Origin of the sequence: Paenibacillus sp. FSL R10-2778 (genome assembly GCF_038593035.1) — a bacterium.
In the GTDB taxonomy this organism is placed as follows: Bacteria; Bacillota; Bacilli; order Paenibacillales; family Paenibacillaceae; genus Paenibacillus_AQ; species Paenibacillus_AQ odorifer.
On sequence record NZ_CP151956.1, the window covers coordinates 1,877,976 to 1,891,700 of the forward strand.

9 protein-coding genes are annotated in these 13,725 nt (G+C 44.9%); 5 read left to right on the forward strand and 4 right to left on the reverse strand.

The genetic code is table 11. The annotated features are described in order from the left end of the window. The first annotated feature begins 229 nt into the window (after nucleotides 1-229). The 5 genes from NST40_RS08080 (at nucleotide 230) to pulA (ending at nucleotide 8,290) form a co-directional block, all read left to right on the forward strand. On the forward strand, nucleotides 230-1,108 hold the full coding sequence (locus tag NST40_RS08080) for a PRD domain-containing protein (RefSeq protein WP_076126370.1): 879 nt from the start codon (nucleotides 230-232) through the stop codon (nucleotides 1,106-1,108). A gap of 265 nt (nucleotides 1,109-1,373) precedes the next feature. After that, the gene (gene ptsG / locus NST40_RS08085) at nucleotides 1,374-3,443 is read left to right on the forward strand and encodes a glucose-specific PTS transporter subunit IIBC (RefSeq protein WP_076135917.1); all 2,070 of its coding nucleotides are present in this window, start codon (nucleotides 1,374-1,376) and stop codon (nucleotides 3,441-3,443) included. A gap of 98 nt (nucleotides 3,444-3,541) precedes the next feature. Beyond that, nucleotides 3,542-3,817, forward strand: coding sequence for an HPr family phosphocarrier protein (locus tag NST40_RS08090; RefSeq protein ID WP_076126374.1), 276 nt, complete (start codon nucleotides 3,542-3,544; stop codon nucleotides 3,815-3,817). Then, nucleotides 3,810-5,522 (forward strand): phosphoenolpyruvate--protein phosphotransferase, encoded by a 1,713-nt coding sequence (ptsP, locus tag NST40_RS08095; protein WP_076126376.1) that lies wholly within the window; start codon nucleotides 3,810-3,812, stop codon nucleotides 5,520-5,522. Before NST40_RS08090 ends, ptsP begins: the two co-directional genes overlap by 8 nt. 380 nt (nucleotides 5,523-5,902) lie before the next feature. Continuing rightward, on the forward strand, nucleotides 5,903-8,290 hold the full coding sequence (pulA, locus tag NST40_RS08100; RefSeq protein WP_341001588.1) for a type I pullulanase: 2,388 nt from the start codon (nucleotides 5,903-5,905) through the stop codon (nucleotides 8,288-8,290). 61 nt (nucleotides 8,291-8,351) lie between these two features. On the opposite strand, the gene NST40_RS08105 is transcribed toward pulA, so the two are convergent. From NST40_RS08105 to NST40_RS08120, 4 genes are all read right to left on the reverse strand, one after another. Next, nucleotides 8,352-9,965, reverse strand: coding sequence for a sensor domain-containing diguanylate cyclase (locus tag NST40_RS08105; RefSeq protein ID WP_076277649.1), 1,614 nt, complete (start codon nucleotides 9,963-9,965; stop codon nucleotides 8,352-8,354). Nucleotides 9,966-10,378: 413 nt separating this feature from the next. After that, entirely contained in the window at nucleotides 10,379-11,551 is a 1,173-nt protein-coding gene (locus tag NST40_RS08110; protein WP_143761960.1) for an ABC transporter permease, read from the reverse strand. After that, nucleotides 11,548-12,246: an ABC transporter ATP-binding protein gene (locus NST40_RS08115; protein ID WP_076135911.1), complete on the reverse strand. Its 699-nt coding sequence runs from the start codon at nucleotides 12,244-12,246 to the stop codon at nucleotides 11,548-11,550. Before NST40_RS08115 ends, NST40_RS08110 begins: the two co-directional genes overlap by 4 nt. After that, nucleotides 12,243-13,703, reverse strand: a complete 1,461-nt coding sequence (locus NST40_RS08120) for an efflux RND transporter periplasmic adaptor subunit (protein ID WP_342410586.1) — start codon at nucleotides 13,701-13,703, stop codon at nucleotides 12,243-12,245. The genes NST40_RS08115 and NST40_RS08120 overlap by 4 nt, the downstream gene beginning before the upstream one ends. Nucleotides 13,704-13,725: the final 22 nt, after the last annotated feature.

Sequence of the window (13,725 nt, forward strand, 5' to 3'; positions counted from 1 at the left end):
TGTATATACAGACATCGACGCTTTCACTGGTGTTTAAAGATTTTTTCAGGTAAAATAAAAGCCTTTAAGGCTGTTCACTCTGATCTACTAGCTTAGTAAGGACACAGAGTGTTCTTCTAATATGCAATTCTTGGTGTTATGATGGTAGCAAAGCTTGTATTCATCGTACGATTTCTTATTGCGTATGCTGCTGGAAGTTAGGTGTTTAGAAATAAAAGAGGTGTCAAAAATGAGTAGCATAACAGTGGCGAAGGTGTTGAATAACAACGTTATCATTGCCCAGCATCCTCAATATTCCGAGGTTGTAGTTATCGGTAAAGGGATAGGGTTTAACCGCAAGCTGCGTGATCAGATTAATCTATCCTCCGTGGAGAAGATGTTTATTCTTCGCAGCCAGGAGGAACAGGAACAATATAAACAGCTTCTTCCCCAAGTGGATGAGAAGTTGATTGAGGTCGTTCAAGAAATAGTATTACATATTATGCATTGTAGCCGTCAGCCGCTTAATGAGCATATTCACATTGCACTTACCGACCATATTTCTTTTGCTATCCGTCGTTTCGAACAAGATATCCCAATTCATAATCCATTTTTGTATGAAACTAAGGAGATTTATCCTGAGGAATATAAGATGGCAGAATATGCGATTGGAAGGATCAATGAGGCTATGGGCGTGGAATTGCCGGTGGATGAGATAGGTTTTGTGGCTCTTCATATTGTCAGTGCACTTAGTAATAGGCAAATTTCCGAGGTTAGACAACATTCTCTCTTGATTGGAGAGCTGGTTGGGTTAGTCGAGAATTATCTGGACTATCGAATCCCACGTGATTCACTTGATTACTCAAGACTGGTAACCCATCTGCGATTCGTTCTAGAAAGATTACGCCGTGGAGAGGCGGTACAAGAGACCTCAACCCTGGATGGACTCATGAAACGGGAGTATCCTGAGATGTATTCGTTGGCTTGGAAATTAACAAAAATTATCGAACAGCGTGTGCGAATTCCCGTGTATCAAGCTGAGGTGAGTTATTTGACGATTCACCTGCAGCGTATTGCCCAGAAAAAAGTGGACGAACAAGATATGGACAAGAATGGTGAAGCTCCTTAAAGTGCAAAAGTTGTAACAAATCATGGTTTCAAAAAAAACGCTTGCCACTTAAAAAAAACGATGCTACAATGTTCACTGTCATCAACAAAACAGAATATCGAGCGTGTAACTGATTCGATCAGGCATGAGTGAATTACAGTATTTTGGTTGTTAACCCCCTTCTTGGGGCAATCTAACGATAGCGTTAGATTACAACTTCTATACTGTGTTGCTCATGCCTTTTTTGGCATCTGTTTTAGTGAAATTAATGAAAGGAGTAACCTAAATGTTTAAAAAGTTGTTTGGTGTTTTACAAAGAGTTGGTAAAGCTCTGATGCTTCCAGTAGCTATTCTGCCTGCGGCAGGTTTGCTTCTTGGAATAGGAAACATGCTGGTAAACCCAGACTTCCTGCAATATGTTCCAGCACTGGAGAACCATGTTGTTCAGGCTGTTGCCAACGTATTGATGAACTCAGGACAAATTGTATTTGATAATCTAGCCTTACTCTTCGCGGTGGGGGTTGCGATAGGTTTAGCCGGCGGTGAAGGTGTTGCAGGTCTAGCTGCCATTATCGGTTTCCTCGTAATGAACATTACGATGGGTACAGTTATTGGCGTTAATGATTACGTCCTGAGCCAAGGCGACTTCTCGTATGCCAGCGTATTAGGGATTCCAACACTGCAAACAGGGGTGTTTGGAGGTATACTCGTCGGGATATTGGCTTCGGCCATGTACAAGCGATTCTTCAAAATTGAGCTTCCTTCTTACCTGGGTTTCTTCGCAGGTAAACGTTTCGTACCGATCATGACGGCGGTAACAGCTCTAATCTTGGGCTTGTTACTAACAATAGTATGGCCACCTATTCAACATGGTCTGAACTATGTGTCACAAAGTATGATTGATACGAACAAAACGCTTGCAGCGTTTATCTTCGGAACGATCGAGCGTTCGCTCATTCCTTTTGGACTGCATCACATTTTCTACTCTCCATTCTGGTATGAATTTGGTACCTACGTTGATAAAGCTGGAGAATTGGTACGTGGTGACCAACGGATCTTCATGCAGCAGCTTCGCGATGGAGTAGACTTCACAGCAGGGACATTTACTACAGGTAAATATCCATTCATGATGTTTGGTCTTCCAGCAGCGGCTTTGGCTATCTATCATGAAGCTAAACCTCAGAATAAAAAGATCGTCGGAAGTTTGATGATTTCCGCGGCATTGACATCGTTCTTGACAGGGATTACCGAGCCGCTCGAATTCTCGTTCCTATTCGTGGCTCCGTTGCTGTTCGCTGTACATGCTGTGTTTGCAGGTCTGTCCTTTATGACTATGCATATTCTGGATGTTAAAATCGGCATGACATTCTCGGGTGGCTTTATCGATTTTGTGCTCTTTGGTATTATCCCGAACCGTACAGCTTGGTGGCTGGTCATTCCGGTAGGTCTGGTCCTTGCCTTAATTTATTACTTCGGCTTCCGGTTTGTAATTCGGAAATTCAATCTTATGACACCGGGTCGTGAAGAAGATACGAATGAAGAAGAAGAAGTGAATACGGAGTCTGTCTCCAGAGCCGGTGATGATCTACCGCGGAACATTTTGTCCGCTCTAGGTGGTAAAGAAAACATCACTCATTTAGACGCTTGTATTACCCGCCTTCGTGTTGAAGTTAAAGATAAGGCAGGCGTAGACAAGAACCGTCTTAAGAAACTTGGTGCATCAGGTGTGCTGGAAGTGGGTAATAACGTTCAAGCGATTTTTGGCACACGTTCAGATACGATTAAATCGCAGATTCAAGATGTGATTAACGGAAAGACACCTGCAGCTTCAGCAGCTCCAGTAGTGGTTACTCCAGAGCCAGAAGAAGAACAACAGGCAGGTGAAGCTGGTGAAGCGATTATCAAGGAAGATATCGTATCTCCAGTAAACGGTGAATTGTTGGATATCACAGAGGTGCCAGATCCAGTATTCTCCCAAAAAATGACGGGCGACGGCTTCGCGTTCCTATCCGAAGATGGGAAGATTGCTTCACCGGTTTACGGTAAGGTATTTAACGTGTTCCCGAGCAAACATGCCATCGGTATTATGTCTGACGGAGGCAAGGAAGTGCTAGTTCATATTGGGGTTAATACGGTTAAGCTTAAAGGTCAAGGCTTCACGGTATTAGTTGAAGAGGGCGATCTTGTAGCGGCTGGACAACCGATTATGGAAGTGGATTTAGAGTATGTAAAAGCACATGCACCTTCTGTAATCTCACCTGTTATTTTCTCTAATTTACCAGAGGGCTCTTCTGTGACATTGAAGAAGCCGGGTAAGGTTTCTATAGGAGACCAAGACATCATTACGATTCAGTAAAAGTGCAAGGGCCGATGCTTCCTTGTTCATACAAGGAAGCGAAGCTTTCACTATAAATTTAAAATACTTTAATAACAGAAAGCGAGTTGGATAATATTATGCAAAAAACATTCAGAATTGTCGATGAAGATGGAATTCACGCACGTCCAGCAACTGCCTTGGTAAATACAGCAACAAAATTCAAAGGTACAGAAGCATATGCAGAAGCTAAAGGTAAAAAAGTAACTTTGAAATCCATTCTTGGCGTATTATCATTGGGTCTTGAAGCTGGGGATACTTTGTCTTTAATTACTGAAGGAAGCGAAGAAGCAGAAGCTTTGAACGCTCTTCAAGAAGTAATGATTAAAGAAGGGCTAGGGGAAATCCATGAATAAGATTTCAGGAATCGCGGCTTCAGCAGGGATTGCAGTAGCCCGTGCTTTTATCCTGAAACATCCGGATTATACGATTACGAAGACAAGTATCAGTGATACTGAAGCAGAAGTCGCTAAGTTGAATGATGCACTCGCCAAATCAAGAGTGGAGCTGCAAACGATTAAAGAGCGTACTTTGGCAGAGCTGGGGGAGAAGAAGGCTGAGATTTTCGAATCACATCTGCTTATTCTTGATGACCCAGAGCTGATCAATCCTGTAATTGATAAAATCCGTGAGGAATCGGTTAACGCGGACTATGCGCTAAACGAAGTGGCTACGCAATTCATTGAGATGTTCGAAAATATGAAGAGTGCCTATCTGCAGGAACGTGCAGCTGACATGCGTGATGTTACCAAGCGCTTGCTGAACCACCTGCTGGGCATTCATTATGTAAGTCCTGCAGAAATCAGTGAAGAAGTAATCGTGATTGCTCAAGATCTAACACCATCGGATACAGCACAGCTTAATCGTAAGTTCGTTAAAGGCTTCACAACGAACATTGGTGGACGTACTTCCCACTCTGCGATTATGGCACGTTCTTTGGAAATTCCAGCGGTTGTTGGAACTAAAACGGTTCTGTCAGAAGTGAATTCTGGCGATTTGGTGATTGTCGATGGTCTGAACGGAGACGTTCTGATCAATCCTAGCGAAGCTGAAGTGGCAGAGTACACTCGCAAGCAGGAAGCTTACGACTTGCAAATCGCAGAATGGAAGAAACTTCGCGACGAACCTACAGTATCAGCAGACGGTAAACATGTTGAACTAGCTGCCAATATTGGTACACCAAATGATGTGAATGGTGTCATTGAGAATGGTGGCGAAGGTGTAGGTCTGTACCGCACTGAGTTCCTTTACATGGGTCGCGATAAGCTGCCTTCTGAGGAAATTCAATATAACGCCTACCGTACTGTACTTGAGAACATGAAGGGTAAGCCGGTAGTCGTACGTACCCTGGATATCGGTGGCGATAAAGAGCTGCCTTATCTTGACCTTCCGAAGGAAATGAATCCTTTCCTTGGTTTCCGTGCGATCCGTCTTTGCCTGGATCGTCAGGATATTTTCCGTACTCAATTACGCGCATTACTAAGAGCAAGTGTTCACGGGGATCTTCGCATTATGTTCCCTATGATAGCTACGCTTGGTGAATTCCGTGCTGCACGTGATCTTTTGCTCGAAGAGAAAGCTAAGCTTCGGGAAGAAGGTAAGGAAGTATCAGACAACATTCAGCTTGGCATAATGGTTGAGATTCCATCAACTGCTGTACTGGCTGACCAGTTTGCTAAGGAAGTTGATTTCTTCAGTATCGGTACGAATGATCTTATTCAATATACAATGGCTGCGGACCGTATGAATGAACAGGTATCTTACCTGTATCAGCCTTACAATCCAGCCATCCTGCGTTTGGTCAAAAATGTAATTGATGCAGCCCATGCAGAAGGTAAATGGACGGGGATGTGTGGTGAAATGGCTGGTGACGCAACAGCTATTCCGCTGCTACTGGGTCTTGGTCTCGACGAATTCAGCATGAGTGCAACTTCCATTTTGCCAGCGCGTAGTCAAATATCTAAATTGTCGGCTGCCGACATGAAGGATTTGGCTGCAAAAGCGTTGCAGCTTGGCACGGCTGAAGAAGTCGCTGCGCTTGTTCAAAGTATCGCTAAGTAACTTTTTACGCATGCATTAATCCGTTTTAGCGTTCTACTGTTTTTCCAACTACTATTGCCGACTTCCGATGGCTGGAGGTCGGCTTTTTTATGTTTTTTAACCTATAATTTTCTGTAATTCGACCTCATTTACTGTTCACTGTTTATTTTCTTTATTGCGCAGATGTCTATACCGATAGTATTAGTAATGAGCATAAAGTCGATAAGGAACCCAAACCTATAAATATGTCGTACATATAATAGTAAGGATCCATAGAAAGTTTATACTCCATTTGCCGACTTGCAGCGCTGTGCAAGTATTAATATGAAATGAATTGGTAATATATGGACTTATAAGCAACCCCACAGGTTAGGTGGGGAGCCATAGGATGGTGTTAATTCATGAGTAAAAATTATATAAATGCAGAATTGATGATGGAAGTCTACGAGGGCAAGGATTTAGGCTTGACGTATTCAACGGAGTACAGTGTATTTAAAGTCTGGGCACCTACGGCACTTGCTGTGTCCCTTGTACTGTACGAAACAGGTGGGCATCAACTGAATACTGAGTCACCAAAGAGTGCTATGGACAATGGTCGTATTGTATATATGCAGCGTAGTAATGGTGGAGTCTGGCAGACCAAGTTATCAGGTGATCTAAAAGGGAAATATTATATGTACCGTGCTGTTTTTGCAGATGGCAATGTGACGGAAGCAGTAGATCCTTATGCAACAGCGGTATCTGCAAATGGTTTAAGATCAGCAATCGTTAATTTGCAGGATACGAATCCAGAACATTGGGATCAGGATGTAGCGCCTCCGTTACAGCATCCTGCCGACGCAGTGATTTATGAACTGCATGTTCGTGACTTCTCCTCACATGAGAGCTCAGGTATGCATTATAAGGGTAAATTCAAAGCATTTACCGAATTTGGATTAAAGGATTCGGCAGGAAATACAGTGGGGATTGATCATCTGGCTGAATTAGGGATTACCCATGTACATCTGATGCCGGTATTTGATTTTCAGACCGTGGATGAGCTGAAGGTGGTCAATCGGGGTTCCTCCATAGCTAATGTGGACTACAATTGGGGGTATGATCCCCAGCATTATAATGTACCTGAAGGATCTTACAGCACCGATCCTGCCAATCCTGGCTTGCGGATTCGTGAATTTAAAGAGATGGTGCAGGCCTTACACAGCCGCGGGATCGCGGTAATTATGGATGTCGTTTACAACCATACGTATGCTGTGGAGAATGGCCCCTTTGAACCGCTTGTCCCAGATTATTTCTATCGCCGCGATTTTACGGGACGTTTGTCGAATGGCTCCGGGGTTGGCAATGAGCTGGCTACAGAACGTCCGATGGTCCGTAAATTTATTAAGGACTCCTTATCTTATTGGGCTTCGGAATATCATATGGATGGTTTCCGGTTTGATCTAATGGGACTGATGGACAGTGTTACCATGCGGGAGATTACCGAAGAGCTTCGGCTAGAAGTGAATCCGAATCTGTTGCTTTACGGTGAACCTTGGACGGGTGGAGATTCTCCGCTGGCCACTAAAACGCTAAAAGGTGTACAACGGGGCAAGGGCTATGCTGTCTTCAACGATAACTTCCGTTCAGCAATCAAAGGGGATAGTGATGGCTTCGGAAGAGGGTTCGTGACAGGCGAATACGGCAAAGAAGGTGCTATTGCAGCCGGAATTAAAGGAGCAATTCATGAGTTTACGGACTCGCCTGTGGAATCGGTGAACTATGTAACTGCCCATGATAATTTGAATTTATGGGATAAGATGCTTATCGTTCAAGGAGGGAGTCAGGAAGCTGATTTTCCGGTAATCGCTAACATGAATAACGAAGATCTGGAAGAGGCAGTGGCCCTTGCCAATCCATACGTGAATGTAGATCAGGAGAATATTCTCGGTAATGAAACTGTACGTCGATCCTTGCTTGCTAACGGAATGATTCTGACCTCGCAGGGGATTCCTTTCCTGCATGCTGGGGATGAGCTCCTGCGCAGTAAATTTGGAGATCATAACAGCTACCGCAGCGGTGATGCGGTCAACTCGATCCGCTGGAATATGAAAAGTGCATTTAAGCCCGTATTTCAATATTATAAAGGCCTGATCGAGCTGCGGCGTACACATCCGGCATTTCGTCTGCATGGCCGCCAGGAAATTGAACGCTCCTTAGAATTTCTGCGTTGTGATGGCGGAATAGTATCGTATCTGATTAGAAGCCATGCAGGAGGCGATCTCTGGAACAATATTACCGTTGTCTTCAATGCTAATAATGACCGGATGTCGGTATCACTTCCTGAGGTTGCTGATAGTTGGAACGTAGTAGTAGACCATACCCGTGCCGGGATAGAAGCCATCCGCAGAATCGAAGGCAATGAGGTAGAGGTGGAAGGGTTGTCGATGATGGTCCTTTATGATGAATGTGGTGAGCCAGCCCCACGCTCTAAAATTATCGAAATACACTATGAACGCCCAGATCAGAATTACCAAGGCTGGAATCTTTGGGTTTGGGATACAGGAATCCAGGATGGACAATGCGATTTCCGTTATATGGAGAACGGGCGTGCAGTAGCCCGTATCGAAGTGCTGCCAGATACCCAAACTATCGGATATATTTTGCGGCTTAATGATTGGGAAGAAAAAGATGGGGACGGAGACCGTTTCATTGATTGTTCTACGAATGGAGAGTTAACCAAGGTCTTAGTTCGGGATCGTGATCAGGAGATTGACGAAATTTCAGAAGATCATCTTCGGTTAAGCAGTTAGAGGCCATACAAAAAAAGCTGTTTCAGGGTTGATTTTTCCTGAGACAGCTTTTTATTTGCTCTTATGGTTTTACAATGGTCTGGTTAGCTAAACCTTCGTCCACAAGCTCGTAGTAGAGATGGGCTTTATTGCCACCATGGTCTTTGGAGCGATACATCGCCAAATCGGCGGCACGCAGCAGTTCATTAATACTGCTTCCGTGTTCAGGAAATAAAGCGACTCCGATACTCGCGGAGGTGTGGAAGCTGGACCCGTTATCAACAGACCAAGACTTGTTGAACAGTTTAAGTAACCGCTGCAGTGTTTCATCAAGCATCTCTGGAGAAGTGAATCGATGCAGTACAACTGCGAACTCATCTCCGCCGATCCGGAAGGCCTGACCTATTCCTTTAACCGTATGCTGAAGTTCACGGGAGAGCAGCTGAAGAAATTCGTCTCCAGCCAGATGGCCTAAGGTATCATTTAGCTGCTTGAATCTATCACAGTCCAGCAGGGCAAGCGCAATATTTTGCCTCCGTCCTTCGGGTTGGGTGATAAGGTTCTCCATATACATTTTGAAATGAGCCCTGTTGGGAATCGCTGTTAAATGGTCATAGAAGGCTAGCTTATGTAGTCGTTCTTCGTATTGTTTTCGCTGGGTAATTTCCCGAGATAACAGCATAAATTGTGCTGGGAATTTACGGCTGCCGAGAACAGGTGACACCTTAGTTTCAAGCCATACCCACTGACCTTCTGCTCCGCGCATGCGCAGTTCAGAAATACGCGGAGTTCCCTGAACAACACTTTTTAATTTAGCCCAGGCAATTTCCGGTTCACGTATGTAGTTGGATAACGGATCTCCTTTTTTAGGCACATAGCCTAGAATACTGGAGTGTGAGGGAGAAGCATATAGAATCAACCCGTTGGGATCCGTCAAAATAATGAAATCAGACATGGTTTCACCGATAAGCTGATAAAGTGTTTGTTCTTCCAGCATTTCATTCTGGAGCCAGATGATTTTGCGTCCAAGGTAAATAATAACTAGGAGAAACACAAATAAGAGGAGTGAATAAAGAGAGAACAAAGCGCTTTTTTTATCTCCAAATCCATCCGTTACTTGCAAGGCGTAGTTGCCAATCAAGTCCTCTGCTTGATCGAGATGTGTCCTAGCTTCATTGAATTGCGAGTTTAGGGTGAGCGCAGAATATGAATCTGGGTTCCAGCTGCTCTTCGTCCGTTCTGTTATTAGCGTATACCCTGAATTTTTCCATTTGATAATGGTAGTTTCGAAGGAGCTGAGCTCGTTTTTTAATTCGGAAAGGATAATTCCACTTTGTTTCATATCACTGTAAGGGTTTTTTATAGCGTTGATATTTGATCTTGCTACACTTATTCGTTCCTCCGCTTGAAGATTATTATCTATAAACTCCTTAGTGAACTGTTCACCTTCTGCGGCTGTTAGGTTTGGACCCATTGCGATTTGCAAGGCTACAGCGGCTTGATGCAGATCACGATCCGCGCTCAGTATGAGCTTAGAGTTCTGATATATATCATCATAAAGAGAATCTGACAATCTATTAATCGTGTAATTTAAATAGAGTAGCGAGGCGACGCTGATCCCAACCAGAAGGACGGAGATTGCAGCGAAGACATAGAATAGTTTGCGTGTTACCTTGAACTCAAAGAATCCTGCCACAGTCATCTTCTCCCTGTATAAGATGATTAAGAAAATCTATTGCTGCTTAAGTAGAACCTGCAGAACGCAATCTATGGTCAGGCGTAATTTAATACATTCACTGATGTTTGAAGGTGCTTTTGGGATAAAAGAGGTGTTGTATACATAGTGGGAAAACATAGGAAAGTGTACGTGTGAGTAAATGGTAGTTTCTAGTATATCAAGTATATAGGACGTGCTGCTTATAGAGCAATCTTTACTCAGATAATAATCAAAATGACAAAATTTAAAGTTTAGTGTATGGGCCTATTGAATTATCTATATTCAAACCGATGGTTCCTATTACCCAACTCGAGCATAAATGATACCTTTTACAGCTGCTGAAAAAAACTGCCCTTAGTCATCTTAATGACTATAGGACAGCTAATCATTCATTATTCGTTACGCAGTGCGTGAATGGGGCGAAGTCGTGCGGCTTTGTTCGCAGGCATCATTCCAAAAATCACGCCGATGAGTAAGGAGAAAATAAAAGAAATCAGTACCATATCCCAAGCAATGGAAACTGTAAGTGCAGAGTATTTACCCAGCAGCCAACTGCCCGCGATACCAATGCCGACCCCAAGCACCCCACCCAAACCGCTGAGCACGATGGATTCAATCATGAATTGAGCGAGGATATCGAATTTTTTGGCACCAATTGCTTTACGGATACCAATCTCACGTGTTCTTTCATTGACAGATACGATCATGATGTTCATGATTCCGATGCCGCCGACAAAAAGTGAGATGCCTGCTATGCCTGCAAGCGCCATGGAAAGTGTATCTGTTGTGGAATTGACAGTTTCCAGCATTTCCTGAGAATCAAACACACTAAAAGCATTATCCGCATAATTGAATTTAGCATCAAGCGTACTTTCCAGTTTTTCTTTTGCAGCTGCTACAGTATCTGCTGAAGTTGTCTTAATGGTGATGGAACGGACGCCTTTACTTTTTAATTGGCGTTCTGCCGCGCTTATAGGAATGAGTATGATATCGTCGTTGGAACCACTTAGACTGGAGCCTTTTGTTTCTAAAAGCCCAACGATTTTATAGCTAATTCCGTTTAACTGGACCTTCTGCCCTACAGGATTGTCTGTACCGAATAAATCTTCGGCCGTACCTGAACCGATCAACGCTACCTTTTGCCGGTATTCGTTATCAATGTCAAGCAAGAAGCGGCCTGCCTGTACATGAAAATCCTTTACCTCCTCATAAGAGGGGGTGATTCCTTCTACAGTTACACTAACGTTGTCTGTTTTATTCTTGGCTGTAGCATTGCCGCTGATCACAGGAGCTACATTTGCTATACCCTCTATATCCCCTAGAGCAAGGGCTTCCGCATAGGTGAGAGAGGTAGTCGCCCCACGGCCAGTAATGTTTACAGTGAGTTGGTTTGTGCCTAGTCCGTTTAGCTGCTCTGTGATCTGTGAAGTAGTTCCTTGCCCAACAGAAACAAGAATGATGACCGAAGAGACTCCAATAATTATCCCAAGCATCGTTAAAAAAGCTCTAACCTTACTGCTGTTGATGCTCTTCAAGGCCATTCGCATGCTTTGGTACAATTTCACCCCGCATTCCTCCGATCTTCCACGAGGTTGCCATCCTGAATACGAATAATCCGCTCCGCTTGTTTAGCTATTTCCAGATCATGTGTGATAAGGATGATGGTATGTCCTTGCTTATTTAACTCACGTATCATTTGCATGACTTCCTGCCCCGTCCGTGTATCCAGTGCCCCGGTTGGTTCATCGGCGAGTAGAATAGGGGGAGATCCCGCCATAGCCCGGGCAATCGCTACCCGCTGTTGCTGTCCTCCCGAAAGCTCAGAAGGGCGGTGATGCATCCGATCCTCCAGCCCTACTTTAATGAGTGCTTCCTGTGCTAGTTGTCTTCTTTCCCGATGGGGGAGGCCACGATAAATCAATGGCAGCTCCACATTTTCAATGGCTGACAGCTTGGGGAGCAGGTTGAAATTTTGAAAGATAAAGCCGATCTTCTCATTGCGGATCGTTGCGAGCTTATTGTCGGATAACTTGCGAACCTCTTGTCCATCTAGAAGATAACTTCCTTCATCAGAGATATCGAGGCAACCAAGCATATTCATGAGTGTTGATTTACCAGAACCGGAGGGACCAATAATAGCTACGAACTCCCCCAGATCAATTGTAAAGGAAAGGCTATTTAAGACCGTCATGGTTTCTCCGGCCATTGTGTAGCCGTGGGACATGTCGTGAACTTCGATCAGAGGTGCTGAAGCACTCATCTGCCGCCACCTCCGCCACCACCTGGTGCGCTGCCCATACCACCAGCGCCACCTCCGGTGAAGCCGCCACCCCCACTAAAGCCACTGCCGCCGAAGCCAGCGCCACCCATACTGCCCATACCACCTCTAGTTTCCGTTTCCGTGCTGGTTGTTCCGGTTTTCGTAGAGATTACGGTAGGGATGATCACCTGGTCCCCTTCATGGAGTCCGCTGACAATTTCAATGCTGCTCTCATCATGGAGACCCACTTCGACAGTGACCATCTGTCCTGAGCTATTGCCGCGATTTCTTCCACCGGCAGCGCCGCTGCGAGCGTCAGGAGCCCCGCTGGGCATAGCGCCGCCGCGAGCATCAGGAGCCCCGCTGGGCATAGCGCCGCCGCGAGCGTCAGGAGCCCCGCTGGGCATAGCGCCGTCGCGGGCGTCAGGAGCCCCGCTGGGCATAGCGCCGCCGCGGGCGTCAGGGGCACCGCTAGGCATTGGTGCTTGGCCCTCGCCAGCAGTTTTGGAAGTTGTGACTGAACCCGCTGCTAGAGGAATAGAAACTGTGTATTTTCCGTTTCTTTCTTGTACAGCTTCAATAGGTACTGTTAATACATCCTTTTTCTCAGCAGTGGTTACTGAAACTTCCGCAGACATTCCAACAAGAGCACCTTCGGAGCTTGTTAGACCTATGGTAACATCGAAGAGGGAAACACCGTTTGAGGCGGTGCCCTCATTAGCTATTTTCGTAACCGTTCCCTTGAATTCCGTATCAGGCAGAGCATCCAATGAAATAGTGGCAGGCATCCCTAGCTTTACAGTAGGAATATCAAGCTCATCCACCTGCACAACTACACTTAAATTAGCATAATCGGTAATGTCGATGAGTTCAGAGCCGTCCATGGCTTTTTCGCCGCTTGCAATATTAACTGTCGTTACAGTTCCATCAATAGGAGCCGTTAACGGATCAGGAGGAAGCATATCTTCTTGGACAGAAGCTATTTTTTCCTGTTGCGCCGAAATGTCGGTTTTGGCCTTTTCAATCGAACGTTTGGCATTGCCTAGCTCATCTTCTGATGCACCTGCCACGGCCAGCTTCTTATATTGCTCCTGCTTGTCCTCAAGATCGGTCTCAAGCGAGGCAAGTGAAGTTTGCTCCTGCTTAAGATTGTCACTCAGATCATTGCCTTCAAAGGTAATCAAAGTCTGGCCTTTTTTCACGAGATCGCCCTCTTTGACAAGAACCTCAGCTGCGGTCCCGCTGTCCTTCGTTTTTACTTTACCAGTTTCTGTAGCAATCACGGAGCCGGCTCCGGATACACTAACTACGATATCGCCCTTTGTAACGGTAGCTGTGTTAACAGGCACTTCAGCGGCTTGACTGTTCTTATCAGGTAACAATGTATAAACCAGCATTCCTGCTGTGGCTACAACTACAACTCCAAGAGTCCAGAACACTATTTTTTTCTTCTTCATTTCTATCCTCCATAGCTCATCA